The sequence below is a fragment of the Mycolicibacter sinensis genome (assembly GCF_001667375.1).
GTDB classification, from domain to species: domain Bacteria; phylum Actinomycetota; class Actinomycetes; order Mycobacteriales; family Mycobacteriaceae; genus Mycobacterium; species Mycobacterium sinense_A.
Genome location: NZ_LZIN01000091.1, coordinates 1 through 19,636, shown reverse-complemented (window position 1 = coordinate 19,636; position 19,636 = coordinate 1). Strand labels below are relative to the sequence as shown.

Sequence of the window (19,636 nt, the reverse complement as noted above, 5' to 3'; positions counted from 1 at the left end):
CACGCTCGCGACGCGGGGCCGGTTGGTTAACTCTCCGCGCGGGCGACAGGCACGATGCTGACGGTCTTGCGGCCGCGCTTCTGGCCGAACTCGACCGAGCCGGGTGCCGTGGCGAACAGCGTGTCGTCGCCGCCGCGCCCGACGTTGATGCCCGGGTGGAAATGCGTACCCCGCTGCCGCACCAAAATCTCGCCGGCCTTGACGACCTGGCCGCCGAACCGCTTGACCCCGAGTCGCTGCGCGTTTGAATCGCGGCCGTTCCGTGAGCTGGAAGCGCCCTTCTTGTGTGCCATCTCGCTGCCTCCTGCTACTTGATTCCGGTGACCTTGAGCACGGTCAGCTGCTGACGGTGACCCTGCCGCTTGTGGTAGCCGGTCTTGTTCTTGAACTTGTGGATGCGGATCTTGGGGCCCTTGGTGTGCTCGAGCACCTCGCCGGTGACCGCGACCTTCGCCAGCTTGGCGGCGTCGGTGGTGACGGTGGTGCCGTCCACCACCAGCGCGACCGGCAGCGATACCGATGCACCCGGCTCGGACTCGAGCTTCTCCACCTTGAGCACGTCGCCGACGGCAACCTTGTACTGCTTGCCGCCGGTTTTGACGATTGCGTACGTCGCCATCGTTGGTGTCTTCCTCTTCTTTCGGAGCGCGCGCTATCGAGGCTCGCGTACAGCTGGGGTTTGTCGGCCGAGTCCACCGGCCTGGTGACAACTGGTCTAGGGTACTTGACCAGCGACTAAAGGGTCAAACCGGCCCTTCTCAGCTGGGCGGCCCGGCCGGACGGGCCGCCGCCCGCCGCCGCCGGGGACGTTCGTAGGGCGCCGCCGCGGCCAGCGTGTCCTGGTCGGACTCGTCGGCCTCATCCGAATCGTCCGACTCGTCGATGACATCCAGATCGTCGTCGAAGTCGTCGTCATCGTCGTCCAGATCGACCTCGACGTCATCCTCATCGGAGTCGTCGTCGGCGTCCTCGGTGTCTTCGTCGGTGTCCTCGGAGTCTTCGGTGTCCTCGGTGTCCTCGTCGTCAGCCGCCTCCTCGACGGCCTCCACCGGCAGCTGCTCCTCGGTATCGGCGTCGGGCTGCTCGTCGGTGTCGGTCGCGTCCTGCGGCTCGTCCGCCTCGTCGTCGTGGCGGTCGCTGGCCGCGGCCATCGCCTTGAACATCGGATGGTCACCGGGGGTGTGCACCGGAACCTTGGCCACCACCGGTTCGTCGACCTTGGGCTTCTTCGACCGCTTGCTGCGACGGCTGCTCGGCTCGGACTTGCGCCCCGGCGCGGCCGAGTCGACCGGGTCGGCGTGCACCATGATGCCGCGCCCGGCGCAGTGCTGACACGACGTCGAGAACGCCTCGATCAGCCCGGTGCCCAGCCGCTTGCGGGTCAGCTGGATCAAACCGAGCGACGTCACCTCTGAGACCTGGTGGCGGGTGCGGTCCCGTCCCAGCGCCTCGGTCAGCCGGCGCAGCACCAGGTCGCGGTTGGACTCCAGCACCATGTCGATGAAGTCGATGACGATGATGCCGCCGATGTCGCGCAGGCGCAGCTGGCGCACGATCTCCTCGGCGGCCTCCAGGTTGTTCTTGGTCACCGTCTCCTCGAGGTTGCCCCCGGATCCGGTGAACTTGCCGGTGTTGACGTCGACGACCGTCATGGCCTCGGTCCGATCGATCACCAGGGTTCCGCCGGAGGGCAGCCAGACCTTGCGATCCATCGCCTTGGCCAGTTGCTCGTCGATGCGGTGCACGGCGAACACGTCCGGGCCGGCTTGACCGGCTTGCTCTTCCGCGCCCTGCGCGGGCCCAGGGTAGCGGGTCAGCTTCGGCAGCAATTCCGGCGCCACCGATCCCACGTACTCGTTGATCGTCGCCCAGGCGTCGTCACCGGAGACCACCAGCTCGGAGAAGTCCTCGTTGAACAGGTCGCGGATCACCTTGACCAGGACATCGGGCTCTTCGTAGAGCGCCACCGCAGCGCCGGCGGCTTTCGCCTTGGTCTCGGCCGCGGTCGCCTCGATCTGGTTCCAGCGCTCCTGGAGACGTTCCACGTCGGCGCGGATGTCCTCTTCTTTGACGCCCTCCGACGCGGTGCGGATGATCACGCCGGCATCGGCGGGCACCACCTCGCGCAGGATCTCCTTGAGCCGCTGACGCTCGGTGTCGGGCAGCTTGCGGCTGATCCCGGTCGACGACGCTCCCGGCACATATACCAGGTAGCGGCCGGCCAGCGAGACCTGCGTGGTCAGCCGGGCGCCCTTGTGCCCGATCGGATCCTTGCTGACCTGCACCACGACGTAGTCGCCCGGCTTGAGCGCCTGCTCGATCTTGCGGTTGGCGCCGCCCAGGCCGGCGGCCTCCCAGTTCACCTCGCCGGCATAGAGCACGCCGTTGCGGCCGCGACCGATGTCGACGAACGCGGCCTCCATCGACGGCAACACGTTCTGCACGATGCCCAGATAGACGTTGCCGACCAGGGAGGTCGATGCCGCCGAGGTGACGAAGTGCTCGACCATCACGCCGTCTTCGAGCACGGCGATCTGGGTGTAGCGGGCGCCGATGTGCGGCGGCTCGGTGCGGACCCGGTCGCGGACCACCATCCGGCGTTCCACGGCCTCGCGGCGGGCCAGGAACTCGGCCTCGCTCAGGATCGGCGGGCGGCGGCGCCCGGCGTCACGCCCGTCGCGGCGACGCTGACGTTTGGCCTCCAGGCGCGTGGACCCGGTGATGCCCTGGATCTCGTCGTCCGAGGAGCTCTTCTCGTTCTTGGCGTTCCTGGCGGTCTTGGCGCGCGGTGTCCGTTCGTGCACGACGGTGTTGGGCGGGTCATCGGCGGACCCGGTGTCGTCGTCGTCGCCGTTACCGGTCTTTCGGCGACGGCGGCGGCGCCGGCGCCGGCTACCCGTCTCGTCGGCGGAATCGGTCTCGTCGTCGCCGCCGTCATCGGTATCGGTGGTCTCGTCGGATTCCGCGGCCGAATCGTCGTCCTCGGTGTCCTCGGTGTCATCGTCGGAGTCGGCGGTGTCGGCCGTGTCGTCTGGGGCGCCCCCCTCGGAGCCGCGGCCCCGACCGCGTCCGCGCCGGCCGCGACGGCGGCGACGGCTGGCGGGACGGTCCCCGTTCTCGTCGTCGGCGTCGGCGTCGGCGTCGGCGCCGAGGTCGTCGTCATCGTCGGAGCCGTCGTCGCTGTCGTCGCTGTCGTCGGACGCGGGGGGCTCGAAAGTGACCGGCTGCGGCGCCACGAACAGCGGCATGTAGTCGGCGACCCGCGCGCTGGCGGCCTCCGGGGCGGTCTCCAGCAGCAGCCGGGACTCGGGCTCCTCGGCGACATCACCGGTCTCCTCGGCCACCTCGGCGGTCGGCTTCCCGATCGAATCCAGCAGGTCACGCACGCGGACTGCCTCGACGCGGTCCACGCTGGAGTGGGCGCTGCGCGCCCGGCCATCCAGCTCGATGAGGGCATCCAGTACCCGCTTGCTGGTGGTTCCCAGCACCCGGGCCAGGGAGTGGACCCTCAGCCGGTCGGGCAAGTCCTCGTGCTCGGCCGGCACCGCCGGTGCATCTGAAAAAGGGCCCTTAAAAAGCGAGGGGTCTGCCACGTACGTCTCCTCAAGCCCCCGGGCGCGTAACTACGACGCGGCCACGCGAGGGCTTCTCGTTATTCGCCCGGCTCACTTCCCCCGGGCTTGTGGTGGTCTCGCTCCGAGGGGCTCGGGTGGAACCGACTCGGTGCCTGGCTGAATGAGGACCCGCGATCGGCGCCGCATCACATATCGCGACCGTCGCACTCGCTAAGTCTTCATTCGGGTGTCCGACACCGGTCCGGTGACGTTCACCCGTTGGTCAGTATCCCACACAACCCGAGCAACCCGGGCCAAAGGCATTAACTGCGACGTCAGGCCAGTGTCATGGGTGAGGTCGGCGTCGACGGCTTCAGGTCGGGGAACCACAGCGCGATCTCGCGCTCGGCCGACTCCGGCGAGTCGGAGCCGTGCACCAGGTTGTACTGGGTCTCCAGTCCGAAGTCACCCCGGATGGTCCCGGGGGTGGCCTTGGCCACCGGGTCGGTACCGCCGGCGAGCTGCCGGAACGCCTCGATGGCCCGCGGTCCCTCCACCACGGCGGCGACCACCGGGCCGGAGGTGATGAAGTCCAGCAGGGAGGCGAAGAACGCCTTGCCCTCGTGTTCGCCGTAGTGCTGCCGGGCCACGGCCTGCTGCACCGGCCGCAGCTCCAGCGCCGCCAGCGTCAGGCCCTTCTTCTCGATCCGGCTGATGATCTCGCCCACCAGCCGACGGTTCACGCCGTCCGGCTTGATCAGCACCAAAGTCCGCTCAGTCACCGCGTCAGCGTACCGAATAGCCGCCCCGCTATGACCGGCGCAACACCTCGGCACGGAAGTAGGCGATCAGCGCCCACACGCCGGTGAACACCAGGCCCATCACACCCACGCCCGGATAGACCGCGAACCCGGCGACCAACACCAGTTGCACCGCCAGATTGGCCCAGATCGCCCAGGACCGGCCCTGGATTCCGGTGAACAGCACCAACACCAGCGCCAAGCCGAGCAGGTAGGCCAGCGACGCCGGTGTCAGCCCGCCGCCGACCACGTGGACCACCGGCAGCGCCAGCAGCACCACGATCGCCTCGAGGATCAGGGTCGCCGCCATCACGCCGCGGAAACCGCGCCACGGATCGGGCGCCGCGGTGTGGTCGGTCATGCCGGGTCCTTTCCGAACAAGGTGCGGGCGGCCCCGGCGGTGACCACCGAGCCGGTGATCACAATGCCGGTTCCGGCGAACGGTTGCTGTCCGGAGCCCTCGGAGTCGAACTCGTCGACCAGCGCGGTGGCGGTGTCGATGGCGTCCCCGAGCGTCTCGGTGGTCACCACCCGGTCGTCTCCGAACCACCGCACCGCCGCCGCGGTCAGCGTCTCGATGTCCACGGCCCGCGGAGATCCGTTGTGGGTCACCACGATTCGGTCGAACACCGGTTCCAGGGCGGCGAGGATTCCGCTGACGTCCTTGTCGGCGAGCACGCTGACCACCCCGACCAGGAACCGGAAGTCGAACTCGTCGGTCAGCGCCTGGGCCAGGGCGGCCGCGCCGGCCGGGTTGTGCGCGGCGTCGACGAACACCGTGGGCGAACTGCGCATCCGCTCCAGCCGCCCGGGGCTCGTCGCCGCGGCGAAGCCGGCCCGGACCGTGTCGACGTCGAGCTGACGCTCGGCACCGGCACCGAAGAACGCCTCGACTGCCGCCAACGCCACCACCGCATTGTGGGCCTGGTGTTCGCCGTGCAGCGGCAGAAAGATATCGGCGTACACCCCGCCCAGGCCCTGCAGCTCCAACAGCTGGCCACCGACCGCCAGCCGGCGGCTGCGCACCGCGAACTCGGAGTTCTCCCGCGCCACCGCGGCATCCGCGCGCACCGACTGGGCCAGCAGCATCTCCATCGCCTCGGGGGCCTGACGGGCAATCACCGCCACGGTATCGACGAGCTCATCGGCGGAGCGGTGAATGATGCCGGCCTTCTCCGCGGCGATGCCGGCGATGTCGTCGCCCAGGTAGTCGACGTGGTCGATGCCGATCGGGGTGATCACGGCAACCGGGGCGTCGACGACATTGGTCGCGTCCCAGCGGCCGCCCATGCCGACCTCCACGACCGCGACGTCGATCGGGGCGTCGGCGAACGCCGCGAACGCCATTGCGGTGAGCACTTCGAATTTGCTCATCGCCGGCCCGCCCTGCTCCTGCGAGGACGCGTCGACCATCTGCACGAACGGCTCGATCTCGGCGTAGGTCTCCACGTATCTGGCCGGGGTGATCGGGACCCCGTCGATGGCGATGCGCTCGACCGCCGATTGCAGATGCGGGCTGGTGGTGCGACCGGTACGACGGCTGAACGCCGTCAGTAGCGCATCGATCATCCGGACCACCGAGGTCTTGCCGTTGGTACCCGCCACGTGAATCGAGGGATAGCTGCGCTGCGGGGAGCCGAGCAGCTCCAGCACGGCGTTGATCCGGGTCAGGCTCGGCTCGATCTTGGTCTCGCCCCACCGCTGGTCGAGCAGGTGCTCGACCTGCAGCAGCGCCGCGATCTCATCCGGGGTCGGCTCGGTGGTGCCGACCGGGTGCTCGGTCATGTCAGCCCCGAAAGACGCACGGTGATCCGGTCCACTTCGTCGCGGGCCGACTGCTGACGGGCCCGGATCTTTTCGACCACCGCTTCGGGCGCCTTGGCCAGGAAGGCCTCGTTGTCGAGCTTCGCCGCGGTGGCCACCAGCTCCTTCTCCGCGGCCGCCAGATCCTTTTCCAGGCGGCGCCGTTCGGCGGCGAGATCGACGGTGCCCGAGGTGTCCAGTTCGACCACGACGGTGCTTCCACCGCCCGTGGGGCCCAGTCGCACCTCGACGGTGGCCGATGGCGCGAAGTCCTCGCCCGGCTCGGTCAGCCAGGCCTGCGACGTCACCGCGGCGACCTGGGTGGCCAGATCGGCGCCGTCGATACCGGTCAACCGGGCCGGTACCTTCTGCCGGTCGCGCAGGCCCTGATCGCTGCGGAACCGGCGCACCTCGGTCACCAGCTTCTGCATGTCGGCGATCCGTTGTGCGGCAACCTGGTCCAGAACGATTCCGGACGGCTCCGGCCAGTCGGCGATCACCAGGGACTCTTCACCGGTGAGCTCCTGCCACAAGGTTTCGGTAACGAACGGGATCACCGGATGCAGTAGGCGCAGCAGCGTATCGAGCACCGCGGCCAGCACCGCGGTGGTGTGCGAAAGGCCCTCGCCCAGCTGCGTTTTGGCCAACTCCACATACCAGTCGCAGAACTCGTCCCAGGCGAAGTGGTAGAGCGCCTCGCAGGCGCGGCCGAACTCGTAGCCGTCGAAGGCCGAATCCACTTCGGCGCGAACCTCTTCCAGCCGCCCCAGGATCCAGCGGTCGGCATCGGTCAGCTCCTCGAGCGACGGCAGCGGCGCGGGCCGGGCGCCGTTGAGCAGCGCGAAGCGGGTGGCGTTGAACAGCTTGGTGACGAAGTTGCGCGACGCCCGGGCATGGTCCTCGCCGATCGACAGGTCACCACCGGGGCTGGCGCCGCGGGCCAGGGTGAACCGCAGGGCGTCGGCGCCGAACGTCTCGACCCAGTCCAGCGGGTCGATGCCGTTGCCGCGGGATTTGCTCATCTTGCGGCCGTGCTCGTCGCGAATCAGGCCGTGCAGGAACACGTTGTGGAACGGAACCTTGCCACCGTGCAGTGCGTCGTCATCGCCGACGAAGGTGCCGAACATCATCATCCGGGCCACCCAGAAGAACAGGATGTCGTAGCCGGTCACCAACACGGTGGTGGGATAGAACTTCGCCAACTCCGGCGTGGCTTCCGGCCAGCCCATCGTGGAGAACGGCCACAGTGCCGAGGAGAACCAGGTGTCGAGCACGTCGGGGTCCTGCTCCCAGCCTTCCGGCGGCGTGTCATCCGGGCCGACGCAGACCTTCTCGCCATTGGGCCCGTGCCAGATCGGGATGCGGTGACCCCACCACAGCTGGCGGGAGATGCACCAGTCGTGCATGTCGTCGACCCAGCTGAACCAGCGCGGCTCCAGGCTTTTGGGGTGAATGATGGTGTCGCCGTTACGGACGGCGTCACCGGCCGCCTTGGCCAGCGAGGACACATCGACCCACCACTGCATCGACAACCGCGGCTCGATGACCTCGCCGCTGCGCTCGGAATGTCCGACGCTGTGCAGGTAGGGCCGTTTCTCGGCGACGATGCGGCCCTGGGCGGCCAGCGCTTCGCGCACCGCGACCCGGGCCTCAAAGCGGTCCATGCCGTCGAACTGCGTTCCGGTGCCGGTGATCCGGCCCCTGGTGTCCAGGATCGTCGGCATCGCCAGCTGGTGGCGCAGGCCGATCTCGAAGTCGTTGGGGTCATGGGCAGGAGTGACTTTGACGGCGCCGGTGCCGAATTCGGGGTCGACGTGGGCGTCGGCGACCACGGCGATCTGCCGCTCCAGGAACGGGTGCGCCAGGCTGGTCCCGACCAGGTCTCGGTAGCGGTCGTCGTCGGGGTGCACCGCGATCGCGGTGTCGCCGAGCATGGTCTCGAGCCGGGTGGTGGCGACCACCAGGTGCGCCTGTGCGTCGTCTAATGAGCCGTACCGGAACGACACCAGCTCGCCCTCGATGTCCTCGTATTTGACCTCGAGGTCGCTGATCGCGGTCTCCAGCACCGGCGACCAGTTGACCAGCCGCTCGGCCTGGTAAATCAGACCGGCGTCGTAGAGCCGCTTGAAGATGGTGCGGACAGCGCGTGACAGGTGCTCGTCCATGGTGAACCGCTCACGGCTCCAGTCCACGCCGTCGCCGATCCGGCGCATCTGGGTGCCGATGGTGCCGCCGGAGTCGCGCTTCCACTCCCACACCTTCTCGATGAAGGCCGCGCGGCCGAGGTCCTCTTTGGTCTTGCCCTCGGCCGCCAGACGCCGCTCCACGACGCTTTGAGTCGCGATACCGGCGTGGTCCATGCCCGGCAGCCACAGCACCTCATAACCCTGCATCCGCTTGCGGCGGGTCAGCGCGTCCATCAGGGTGTGGTCGAGGGCGTGGCCCATGTGCAGGCTGCCGGTGACGTTCGGCGGGGGCAGCACTATCGAATAGCCGGGCTTGGTGCTGGCCGGATCCGCGGTGAAGTAGCCGGCATCCACCCAGCGCTGGTAGATCGCGTCCTCAACCGCACCCGGCTCCCAGGATTTGGGCAGGTGATCGGTGTTCGCGGCATCGGGGGTCACGGTCACCGCTCAATTCTAGGAACGACGGCCCAGCACAGGCCAAAGCCCCCGGACCGCCATCGGTCCGAGGGCTGGTGAAGACTGGCTACTTCTTGCCGCCGAGCAGTCCGCCGAGGATGTCGCCGATGGCGCCGCCGGTCTTGCCGCCGAGCATGTTGCCCAGGATGCTGCCCATCGACTGGTTCTTGGCACCGCCGCCACCGGCCATGCCACCCAGGATGCTGCCCAGGACGTCACCGAGGCCGCCGCCGGAACCCTGCTGTTGGGCCGGCTCCTCCTTCTGGCCGCTCAGTTGCTTGCCGATGTAGGCGAGCACGATCGGCGCGATGATCGGAAGCAGCTTTTGCAACAGGTCGTTGTTGCCCGCGCCGGCGCCCGACAGCGCCGAGGCAACCTGGCTGGTGTCGTTGCCGCCGAAGATGGTCGAGATCACCTGCTGACCCTCGGCCTGGTTGCTGCCGAGCGCGTCGCCCAGAAAACCCTGGGCCGCGAAGCTGTTGGCCGTGCTGGCGATGTTGTCGGCCTGGCCCGGGTCCTGGGCGTTGTGGTTCAGTCCGCTGACCAGCACCGGCACCAGGGTGCGGATGGTGCTCTCCACCTCACCCGAGTCGGCACCGAGCTGGTTGGCAATGTCCTGGATGGGAATCTGCGCGAAGAGATCGTCAAGGCCGGCCATGGGAGTATTCGTCCACCTTCGTTGCTGGGTGCTGACGTAAGAGCGGTCGCAAAAAACACTAGCGGAAACAACGGCTACCGACACCGGTCGTGTCAATACCGGTCAGCGCAGCCGCGACACTTCTAACGTCACCCCCGCCGCGGGCAGCCGGGCCAGCAGGGCGTCGCCCATCGCGGCCGCCGGGGTGAGCACTCCGTAGTGATCGGACAGAGCGTCGCGATCGAGTGCCAGCGCCAGCGCGCTCTCGGCCAGCAGCACCGAGGTGGCCTGGTAGCCGGGGTCGCCCTGCTGCGCCATGACCGCCAGATAGCGAGCTCCGCTGGTCGTTTTCGTGTAGGTCTCGAGGCGGTAGTAGCCGTTTTCGCGCGTGCTTTGGCTCGGCCCGGTGCCCGGTTTGGGCAACACCCGCTCGAGCAATTCGGGCGGCAGCAGCCGGAAGAGGTGGCCGCCGAGTCCGAAGGTCACTTTGCCCAGCACGGTCGCGATTGCCGACAGCACAGGGGCCGCGGCCGACGACCCGACACTCATGTGTTCGGCGTAGCGGAACCGGCGCCCGTAGGCCCAGCCCAGCAAGCCGTTGCTGCGCCGCACGATGCGGGTGTTGTAGGGCGCCATGGCGAAGCCGGCGGTCCAGATTCCCTCCAGTTCCGGCGCGATGTCACGGCCCCGGTGCCAGGCCAGGTCGGGTTCGCGGCCCAGCCGGGGTTCTGCCGGCCGGTCGACGCTGAGCGTATGGGGATCGAACAGCTGCCGCCGGGCCTCCGGGTCGCTGGCGACGGTGCTCAGGACCTCCACCATCGAGGCGAGGGTGCCGCCGGACACACCGCCGGAGAAGCCCCGCACGACGAGGTCGGTGTCGAGTAGGTCTCCGGTGCCCTCGTCGCGGGCCGCCCGGTAGAGCGCATAGACGCTGAGATCCGAGGGAATGGAGTCGAAGCCGCAGGCGTGCACGATGCGCGCTCGGTTGTCTGCGGCCTGCTTGTGGTAGAGGTCGATGCTCTCCCGCACGAACGTCGCCTCGCCGGTGAGGTCGACGTAGTCGGTGCCCGCGGCGGCGCAGGCGGCGACCAGGGGTATGCCATAACGGGTGTAGGGGCCGACGGTGCTGATCACCACTCGGGTGCGGGCCGCCATCGCCTCCAGCGACGCGGGGTCTCCGGCGCCGGCGACCACGATCGGCCAGTCCTGCGCCGCGGCACCGAGCTCATCGCGCACCGCCTGCAGTCGCTCCGCCGAGCGCCCGGCCAGCCCGATACGCGCGGCACCGCCGGCGCGAGACAGGTACTGGGCGGTCAGCTTCCCGGCGAAGCCGGTGGCCCCGTAGACGATGACATCGAGCTCACGTGGCGTTTCGGACATGGTCCCGACGCTACCGGGCGCATTCCGCCGCCGACGACGACGGCGCCGGGCTCATCGCCCGGCGCCGTGTCGTCCGGAGGTCAGCCGCGACGGCCGCAGACCGGCCACGCGCCGATGCCCTGGCTGCGCAGCACGTTCTCGGCCACCCGGATCTGCTCGGCCCGGCTGGCATTGTGCGGCATACCGCTGCCGCCGTTGGCACGCCAGGTGCCCGCATTGAACTGCAGGCCGCCGTAGTAGCCGTTACCGGTGTTGATCGACCAGTTACCGCCGGACTCGCAGGCTGCGACGGCGTCCCAGTTGACGCCGTCCGCCTTGGCGGTGGCGTCGGACAGGGCGACCGCGCCGGTGATCAGGGCTCCGGCGATCGCGGCCAGGGTGAGGGGCTTCCGGACGTTCTTCAACATCGTTCCTTTCGCTGCGCGCGCGCCGAAGTGCAGGTGAGCTGGCGGGCCTGGTGGCCCAGGTGGAGTAGTTTTCGAGACGTGCCGTCTTGGTCGGGCACGACAGCGGGGGCAGGGTCTGCCCGCCGGGGATGACACCCGGCACCGCGGAAGCATTCATGGGGCCGCCCGCGGCCCCGCTCACACGCGGTCCGTGGATTCAATTTGTTTGCCCGACATTCGGGCGAAGGGAAATTTACGAAACGCTCATACGTCCCGTCCAGCCGGATGTCGCGAGCATCTCGGGCAGATAACGAAACCATCACAGCGGACTATTGAATGGTTACAGCAGGTCAGCAATAACTTTCCGCTTCCGGACGGGGCCGGCAGCCCACCCGATTTTCGTGAGTCAAATCACGGTTATTTTGTGGGCTGGGCCACGGAAAGGGATGCGGTTTTTCCGGTCATTTGCGTGCCGGCGCGAGCGACAGCACCACCCCACCGGCCCCAAGGGCATCATCTGCCCCAGCAGCATGCAGGTCAGAACATCATCGACCCTGCATGCCCCGCCCCGCCCGCCTCTCCCCGCTCGCCGGGTCGCGGCTTCACCCATTCGCCGGATCATCGAGATTATTTGTTTTCGTTACGAAAGCTGTCGGGCCATTGCGGACTGGCATTTCAGCCGATCGGCGCCGACAGCGTCCCTTCCGTTGCCGACGACCGAAATTCGCTCCCCGACAGATGCTTTCGCCGTCCGAGCGCAGGCATACCGGCCGCGGGGCCACGGCCCCCCGGCGATGATAATCGCCGTATGTCGGCGAGATAACAGAAAAGTTTGTTTACACCTAGCGCGGCGTCACAAAAACCGTTATCAGAATCGCCCAGTGATATTTGCTGTCAACAGCTCAAGTCCCGAGGGCTTCGCCGGTGCGCTCACGACAGTCCGGCCACATCGTCCGGAGAGTTGAGGTTGGTCAGCGGGGCCGCATCGGTCACCACGATGCGCCGGACGTCGACCAGATCGACCAGCGCCCCTACTCGCCGCTCCCCTGCGGCGACCAGCGCGTCGACGGTCTCGGCCAAGGCTGTGCGGTAAACCCCGGCCAGATAGTGGTCGCGGACCGCCCGCGGTAGCACGACGTCGGCGGGTGCGCGCGTCCCGGCCAAGTGGGCGATCAGTTCTGGCGTCAGAAACGGCATGTCGACCGCGCAGACGAAGGCGCGTTCGGCGCCCGCGTGCGCCGCGGCCCGCAGGCCCAGTCCGATGGCCGGCAGCGGACCCAGGCCGGGCACCTCGTCGCGCAGCACCTGCGCGGCAAGAGCGGGCAGTGCCTGCTCCTGGGCGGCCACCACGAAGACCGGATCGCAGCGCCGGGAGACGACCGATACCAGGTGCTCCACCAGGGTGCGGCCGTCGAACATCCCGTCGACGGTCAGGACGGCCTTGTCGCGGCCCATCCGGCGCGAGGCGCCGCCGGCCAGTACGACCCCGGCCAACCGGCCGGTCATGGTGTCAGCCTCGCCTTAATCCACGGTCCAGGTGTCGCGGCCACGCAGCAGCGCCTGTAGTGCGGCGGAGTCGTGCGCGCTTGCCTGCCGCGCCGCGGCGACCTGCGCGCGAGCCAGGTCGTCGTAGGTGGGCTTGGTGATCTTGCGGAAGATGCCCATCGGGAAGTGCGACAGGTCCTGCTCGGACAGCCGCGACAGCGCGAACGCGTAGGAGGAGTCGGCCAGGGTGGCGTCGTGCACGACGATCTGGTCGGCCGACACGTTGGCGGTCTTGGCGACCTCCAGCCCGTAGCCGGTCTTGATCACGCAAAACTCACCCTCGGCGCCGAAGATGATCCGCTCGCCCTGGCGGACGTTGATGAGGCGGTTCTCCGCACCCTCCTTGCGCAGCAGGTCGAAGGAGCCGTCGTTGAACACCGGGCAGTCCTGCAGGATTTCCACCAGCGCCGAGCCGCGGTGCTCCATCGCCCCGCGCAGCACCTCGGTGAGGCCCTTGCGGTCGGAGTCGAGGGCGCGCCCGACGAACGTCGCCTCGGCGCCGATCGCCAGCGAGACCGGGTTGAACGGGTTGTCCAGCGACCCGAATGGCGTCGACTTGGTGATCTTGCCGGTCTCCGACGTCGGCGAGTACTGGCCTTTGGTCAGGCCGTAGATCCGGTTGTTGAACAGCAGGATGGTGATGTTGACGTTGCGGCGCAAGGTGTGGATCAGGTGGTTGCCGCCGATCGACAGCGCGTCGCCGTCACCGGTGATCAGGAAGACCTTCAGGTCTTCGCGGGCGGTCGCCAGCCCGGTGGCGAACGTCGGGCCGCGGCCGTGGATCGAGTGCACCCCGTAGGTGTTCATGTAGTACGGGAATCGGCTGGAGCAGCCGATCCCGCTGACGAACACCACATTCTCCCGGCGCAGCCCCAGCTCGGGCAGGAAGTTGCGCATCGTGTTGAGGATGGCGTAGTCGCCACACCCCGGGCACCAGCGCACCTCCTGGTCGGAGGTGAAGTCCTTGGACTTCTGCGGCTCGTCGGTGGTGGGCACCCCGCTGAGGGCGGTCAGCCCCAGCTCGGTGCCGACCAGCGATTCGGTCGTCGGTTCTGCGGTCATGACTTCGCTCCTGCTGTACCCGCAATGGTGACCGCCGTGGCCTTGGCCAGCGACGCCTTCTCGTTCTCCCGCGCGGCCAGCGTCCCGGACAGCGCGTCGTCGATGATCCCCTCCACCTCTTCGGCGAGGAAGGCCTTGCCGGCCACCTTGGTCACCGACTGGATGTCGACCAGGTAGCGGCCGCGCAGCAGCAGCGCCAGCTGGCCCAGGTTCATCTCCGGCAGCACGACCTTCGGGTAGCGCCGCAGCACCTCGCCCAGGTTGGCCGGCAGCGGGTTGAGGTAGCGCAGGTGCGCCTGCGCGACCTTGACGCCGCCGCGCCGGACCCGTCGGCACGCCTCGGCGATCGGTCCGTAGGAACTGCCCCAGCCCAGCAGCAGCAGCTCCGCGTCACCGGTCGGGTCGTCGACGACCAGGTCGGGGATCTTGATGCCGTCGATCTTGGCCTGACGCAACCGCACCATCAGGTCGTGGTTGGCCGGCTCGTAGGAGATCTCCCCGGAGCCGTTGGCCTTCTCCAGCCCACCGATCCGGTGCTCGAGCCCTGGGGTGCCCGGGATGGCGAACTGCCGGGCCAGGGTCTCGGGGTCACGGGCGTAGGGCTGGAAGGGCTCGCCGGCCTTGGCCAGGTTGCGCTCGATGGGCTCCATCGAGGCGACGTCGGGGATGCGCCACGGCTCGGAACCGTTGGCGATCGCCCCGTCGGACAGCAGCACCACCGGCGTGCGGTAGGCCAGCGCGATCCGGACGGCCTCGATGGCGGTCTCGAAGCAGTCCGACGGCGTGCACGGCGCCAGCACCGCGACCGGCGACTCACCGTTGCGGCCGTACAGCGCCTGCAGCAGATCCGCCTGCTCGGTCTTGGTCGGCAGGCCGGTCGACGGGCCGCCGCGCTGAACATTGATCAACAGCAGCGGCAGCTCGGTCATCACGGCCAAGCCCAGCGCTTCGGCCTTGAGCGCCAAGCCCGGGCCGGAGGTGCTGGTGACGCCCAGCGCGCCACCGTAGGAGGCGCCGATCGCCGCACCGATCCCGGCGATCTCGTCCTCGGCCTGGAAGGTCAGCACGTTGAAGTTCTTGTGCTTGGACAGCTCGTGCAGGATGTCCGAGGCCGGGGTGATCGGGTAGGTCCCCAGCACCACCTGGGTGTCGGCCAACTGGCCGGCGGTGATGACGCCATAGGCGAGAGCGGTGTTGCCCGAGATCTGGCGGTACTCGCCCGCCGGCAGCTTGGCCGGTGAGATCTCGTAGGTGGTGCCGAACGCCTCGGTGGTCTCGCCGTAGTTCCAGCCCGCCTTGAGCGCCAGCACGTTGGCCTCGGCGACGTCAGGCTTCTTGGCGAACTTCTCCCGGATGAAGCGTTCGCTGCTCGCCAGCTCCCGGCCGTACATCCAGGACAGCAGGCCCAGGGCGAACATGTTCTTGGCGCGCGCGCCGTCCTTCTTGGTCGCGCCGATCACCTCGACCGCGCCCAGCGTCAGCGAGGTCATCGCGACCGGGACCACGACGTAGTCGGTGAGTTCCTCGGTGTCCAGCGGGTTGTTCTCGTAACCGATCTTGGCCAGGTTGCGCTTGGTGAACTCGTCGGAGTTGACGATCACCATCCCGCCGCGGGGCAGGTCGCCGATGTTGGCCTTCAGGGCCGCGGGGTTCATCGCCACCAGTACGTCGGGGCGGTCGCCGGCGGTCAGGATGTCAAAGTCGGCGATCTGGATCTGGAACGACGACACGCCCGGCAGGGTGCCCTGAGGTGCGCGGATCTCGGCCGGGTAGTTGGGCTGGGTGGCCAGGTCGTTGCCGAACAGCGCCGCCTCGGAGGTGAAGCGATCGCCGGTGAGCTGCATACCGTCACCGGAGTCCCCGGCGAAACGGATGACGACTTTCTCGAGTTTTTGGCGCCCGGGCGCCGACCCGGCTCCGTTACCGCTCGGACCCACGGCCCCGCCTTCCATCACTGTCTCCCCGGGCCCGCGCAGCGCGACTGGCGCACCCACATTTTTTTCTGTCACTGGCGGTACCGATTATTGCATCGTTCTTAGAGACGGTTCGACGCCACACCGTGTCGAAACGGCACCGGTTGACGGTGAAACCCCGACGTCAGGGCCGAGTTCGCACCCGACCACGACCAAGAATGTGGTTTTCATCACTATAGGCGGCGGCCGAACTTTAAGAAAGATCGCTACCGGCGAGTAAGGTTTGGCCGCGCGGCGCCGTCGCCAGCGCATGAACGCCCGGCACAGCTGGGATTACTTTGTGTCGCAGAGATGCAGCTGACCAGCGGCTCCCGGTGTCCCGCTCGCGTCGCACCGAGGCAGATCGTCGCGTAGGGTGCGGGCCAGATCGACAAAACAGCCCTGGCTCCCCGTCGACGTACCCACCACCTTAGGAATCGTCACGTGGCAATCAGCCAGGTCGGCCGCTACGCCCATCTCAGCGAATCCGACGTCGAAGCGCTTGGCCTTGAGCTGGACGCGATCCGCCGCGGCGTCGAAGCCTCCCTCGGCGCCCGAGACGCCGCCTACATCCACCGCACGATCGTGTTCCAACGGCTGCTGGATGTCGCGGCGCGGGTGGTGATCCACCGCAGCAAGACCAGGCTGGGCTGGATGCTGGGCACGGCCGCGCTGGCGGTGGCAAAGTGCGTCGAAAACATGGAGATCGGCCACAACGTGACTCACGGCCAATGGGACTGGATGAACGATCCGGAGATCCATTCCAACACGTGGGAATGGGATATGACGGCCGTCTCGGCACAGTGGCGCTACTCCCACAACTATTCCCACCACGTGTTCACCAACATCATCGGGATGGACGAGGACATGGGGTTCGGCATCATGCGGGTCAGCCGTGACCAGCCTTGGGGACCCGGCAACCTGTTACAGCCGCTGGCCAACCTGGTGCTGGCGGTGGGGTTCCAATGGGGCGTCGCCCTGCACACCCTGGCCTCTGGGCGCAGCCGCGCTCGGACCGACGCCGAGAAGTCCGCGGCCACCCGGACGTTCCTCCGCAAAGCCGCCCGCCAGGTGACCAAGGAATATCTGCTCTTTCCCGCGCTGGGTGGACAGCGCTGGCGCCGGACCTTCGCGGCCAACGCCAGCGCCAATCTGATCCGGAACGTGTGGGCGTACCTGGTGATCTTTTGTGGCCACTTTCCCGACGGCGCCGAAAAATTCGACCCGGCGGTGCTGGAGCGCGAAACCCGCTCCGAATGGTATCTGCGACAGATGCTGGGCTCCGCGAACTTCGACGCGGGACCTGTACTGGGATACCTGAGCGGCAACCTGTGTTATCAGATCGAGCATCATCTGTTCCCCGACCTGCCCAGCAACCGCCTCCCGGAGATCGCGGTCCAAGTGCGGGCGTTATGCGAGAAGTACGACCTGCCGTACACCACTGGTCCGCTGCCGCGCCAGTACCTGATGGTCGCCCGCACCATTGTCAGGCTGGCCCTGCCTGACCCCCAGGCAGCCGGCCCGGGTGCTCGGCGACACCGACTGCGAACCGCCCTGAAACGGACCGCCGCGCCCGCTGTCGACTAGGCGCTCTTGTCGCGACGTTCGGACCGCGACGCCTTGCGCGGCACGATGGTCGGCAACACGTTGTCCTGCACCGTTTCCTTGGTCACCACGACCTTGGCGACGTCATTGCGGCTGGGAATGTCATACATCACCGGCAGCAACACTTCTTCCATGATCGCCCGCAGGCCCCGCGCCCCGGTGCCGCGGTGGATGGCCTGATCGGCGATCGCCTCCAGCGCGTCCTGGCTGAACTCCAGCTCCACCCCGTCCATCTCGAACAGCCGGGTGTACTGCTTCACCAGAGCGTTCTTCGGCTCGGAGAGGATCTTGACCAACGACTCCATGTCCAGGTTGGTCACCGAGGCCACCACCGGCAGCCGGCCGATGAACTCCGGAATCAATCCGAACTTGATCAGGTCTTCGGGCATCACCTCGGCGAAGTGATCGACGGTGTCGACCTCCGCCTTGGAGCGAACCTCGGCACCAAATCCCAAGCCGCGCTTGCCGACCCGGTCGGAGACGATCTTCTCCAGGCCGGCGAATGCCCCGGCGACGATGAACAACACGTTGGTGGTGTCGATCTGGATGAACTCCTGGTGCGGGTGCTTGCGCCCACCCTGCGGCGGAACCGACGCCTGGGTGCCCTCCAGGATCTTCAGCAGCGCCTGCTGTACGCCCTCGCCGGAGACGTCGCGGGTGATCGACGGGTTCTCGCTCTTGCGGGCGATCTTGTCGACCTCGTCGATGTAGACGATCCCGGTCTCGGCGCGTTTGACGTCATAGTCGGCGGCCTGGATCAGCTTGAGCAGAATGTTCTCCACGTCCTCACCCACGTAGCCCGCCTCGGTCAGCGCGGTGGCGTCGGCGATCGCGAATGGCACGTTGAGCATCTTGGCCAGGGTCTGGGCCAGGTAGGTCTTGCCGCAGCCGGTGGGGCCCAGCATCAAGATGTTGGACTTGGTCAGCTCTACCGGCTCACCCGAGCGCGAATCGCGGCTCTTCTCGCCGGCCTGAATGCGCTTGTAGTGGTTGTAGACGGCCACCGCCAGCGTGCGTTTGGCGGTGTCCTGACCGATGACGTAACCCTCCAGGAAGTCCCGGATCTCAGCGGGCTTGGGCAGCTCGTCGAGCTTGACGTCGTCGGCGTCGGCCAGCTCCTCTTCGATGATCTCGTTGCACAGGTCGATGCATTCATCGCAGATGTAGACGCCCGGACCCGCGATGAGCTTCTTGACCTGCTTCTGACTCTTTCCGCAGAACGAACATTTCAGCAAGTCACCGCCGTCTCCGATGCGCGCCATAGTGCGTTACGACCTACTTCCTGTTCGCCGTTAGTCGTCGGGGTGTCGGTGTCTGCCCCGACGCTACCCGCTCATTCCGGTGCGAGGCGACCGATAAGGCCGAATCGCGTCGTTGGTATTTCGTTTGTGGGCCTGTACGTCTGCTCCAAGAAGATATCGCCCGTACCGCCATCCCGGCGTCTGACGCGCTGGCGCGTGTCGTCGGCGTTATCCAGCCGTAAGACGGCCGGCGCCCAGGAGCCCTACAGTGGCGAACGTGGGGTTCGCCGTGCCCGACGATACCGTGCTCGTCGCCGATGGGGGGCTGGCCACCGAGCTGGAAGCCCGCGGCGCCGACCTGGCGGATCCGCTGTGGTCGGCCCGACTGCTGCTCGACGCCCCCGATGCGATCGCGGCCGTACACGCCGCGTTCTTCACCGCGGGCGCGCAGATCGCCACCACCGCCAGCTATCAGGCGAGCTTCGCGGGCCTGGCCGCCCGCGGGGTCGACCAGCGTGGTGCGCTGGCGCTGCTGCGCCGCAGTGTGGAACTCGCCCGGGAGGCCGGCGGCGCCGCGAGTGGGCACTGGGTGGCGGCCTCGATCGGGCCCTACGGTGCCGCCCGCGCTGATGGCTCGGAATACGTTGGCCGGTATGGGCTTTCGGTTGCCGAGCTGGCGGCGTGGCACCGCCCCCGACTGGAGGTCCTGGCCGCCGCCGGGGCTGACGTGCTCGCGCTGGAAACCGTGCCCGACATCGACGAGGCCGAGGCCCTGGTGGGCCTGGTGCGCGAAGCGCAGGTACCGGCCTGGCTCAGCTACACCATCGACGGCACGGCGACTCGTGCGGGCCAGCCGCTGACCGACGCCTTCGCGGTCGCGGCCGGGGTACCACAGATCGTCGCGGTCGGGGTGAACTGCTGTGCACCCGCCGATGTGCTGCCGGCCATCGAGATCGCCCGCCGGGTCACCGGCAAGCCGGTGATCGCGTACCCCAACAGCGGGGAACGCTGGGGCGCCGGGGGCTGGGC

General features: G+C 68.0%; 16 protein-coding genes. 2 read left to right on the top strand and 14 right to left on the bottom strand.

Features of this window, described 5'->3' with window-relative positions; genetic code table 11:
* Positions 1–26: 26 nt before the first annotated feature.
* From rpmA to A5771_RS18350, 13 genes are all read right to left on the bottom strand, one after another.
* On the bottom strand, positions 27–293 hold the full coding sequence (gene rpmA, locus A5771_RS18410; RefSeq protein WP_064856634.1) for a 50S ribosomal protein L27: 267 nt from the start codon (positions 291–293) through the stop codon (positions 27–29).
* Between the two features lie 14 nt (positions 294–307).
* Positions 308–619, bottom strand: a complete 312-nt coding sequence (rplU, locus tag A5771_RS18405; RefSeq protein ID WP_064856633.1) for a 50S ribosomal protein L21 — start codon at positions 617–619, stop codon at positions 308–310.
* Between the two features lie 139 nt (positions 620–758).
* A complete protein-coding gene (locus tag A5771_RS18400; protein ID WP_428844423.1) occupies positions 759–3,593 on the bottom strand; it encodes an Rne/Rng family ribonuclease in 2,835 nt (944 codons plus the stop codon).
* Positions 3,594–3,889: 296 nt separating this feature from the next.
* Positions 3,890–4,336, bottom strand: a complete 447-nt coding sequence (gene ndk, locus A5771_RS18395) for a nucleoside-diphosphate kinase (protein ID WP_064856631.1) — start codon at positions 4,334–4,336, stop codon at positions 3,890–3,892.
* 28 nt (positions 4,337–4,364) lie between these two features.
* Positions 4,365–4,715: a DUF4233 domain-containing protein gene (locus A5771_RS18390; RefSeq protein WP_064856630.1), complete on the bottom strand. Its 351-nt coding sequence runs from the start codon at positions 4,713–4,715 to the stop codon at positions 4,365–4,367.
* On the bottom strand, positions 4,712–6,139 hold the full coding sequence (gene folC / locus A5771_RS18385; RefSeq protein ID WP_064856629.1) for a bifunctional tetrahydrofolate synthase/dihydrofolate synthase: 1,428 nt from the start codon (positions 6,137–6,139) through the stop codon (positions 4,712–4,714). Before folC ends, A5771_RS18390 begins: the two co-directional genes overlap by 4 nt.
* Entirely contained in the window at positions 6,136–8,787 is a 2,652-nt protein-coding gene (locus tag A5771_RS18380; RefSeq protein ID WP_064856628.1) for a valine--tRNA ligase, read from the bottom strand. The genes folC and A5771_RS18380 overlap by 4 nt, the downstream gene beginning before the upstream one ends.
* A gap of 79 nt (positions 8,788–8,866) precedes the next feature.
* Positions 8,867–9,457, bottom strand: a complete 591-nt coding sequence (locus A5771_RS18375) for a DUF937 domain-containing protein (protein ID WP_064856627.1) — start codon at positions 9,455–9,457, stop codon at positions 8,867–8,869.
* Positions 9,458–9,559: 102 nt separating this feature from the next.
* The gene (locus A5771_RS18370; protein WP_064856626.1) at positions 9,560–10,816 is read right to left on the bottom strand and encodes a saccharopine dehydrogenase family protein; all 1,257 of its coding nucleotides are present in this window, start codon (positions 10,814–10,816) and stop codon (positions 9,560–9,562) included.
* 80 nt (positions 10,817–10,896) lie between these two features.
* Entirely contained in the window at positions 10,897–11,376 is a 480-nt protein-coding gene (locus A5771_RS18365) for a transglycosylase family protein (protein WP_428844422.1), read from the bottom strand.
* A 756-nt stretch (positions 11,377–12,132) separates the two neighbouring features.
* The gene (mobA, locus tag A5771_RS18360; RefSeq protein ID WP_064856624.1) at positions 12,133–12,708 is read right to left on the bottom strand and encodes a molybdenum cofactor guanylyltransferase; all 576 of its coding nucleotides are present in this window, start codon (positions 12,706–12,708) and stop codon (positions 12,133–12,135) included.
* 15 nt (positions 12,709–12,723) lie between these two features.
* Positions 12,724–13,809, bottom strand: a complete 1,086-nt coding sequence (locus A5771_RS18355) for a 2-oxoacid:ferredoxin oxidoreductase subunit beta (protein ID WP_064856623.1) — start codon at positions 13,807–13,809, stop codon at positions 12,724–12,726.
* Positions 13,806–15,746: a 2-oxoacid:acceptor oxidoreductase subunit alpha gene (locus tag A5771_RS18350; RefSeq protein WP_064856657.1), complete on the bottom strand. Its 1,941-nt coding sequence runs from the start codon at positions 15,744–15,746 to the stop codon at positions 13,806–13,808. Before A5771_RS18350 ends, A5771_RS18355 begins: the two co-directional genes overlap by 4 nt.
* A 459-nt stretch (positions 15,747–16,205) precedes the next feature.
* Here A5771_RS18350 and A5771_RS18345 point away from each other — a divergent pair, with 459 nt between their 5' ends.
* Entirely contained in the window at positions 16,206–17,348 is a 1,143-nt protein-coding gene (locus tag A5771_RS18345; protein WP_064856622.1) for a fatty acid desaturase family protein, read from the top strand.
* On the opposite strand, the gene clpX is transcribed toward A5771_RS18345, so the two are convergent.
* Positions 17,345–18,628, bottom strand: coding sequence for an ATP-dependent Clp protease ATP-binding subunit ClpX (gene clpX, locus A5771_RS18340; protein WP_041317576.1), 1,284 nt, complete (start codon positions 18,626–18,628; stop codon positions 17,345–17,347). The two genes, A5771_RS18345 and clpX, sit on opposite strands and share 4 nt — an antisense overlap.
* Positions 18,629–18,896: 268 nt before the next feature.
* Between clpX and mmuM the strand changes: the two genes are divergently transcribed.
* On the top strand, positions 18,897–19,636 hold a 740-nt coding region (mmuM, locus tag A5771_RS18335; RefSeq protein ID WP_207545474.1), incomplete at its 3' end, for a homocysteine S-methyltransferase.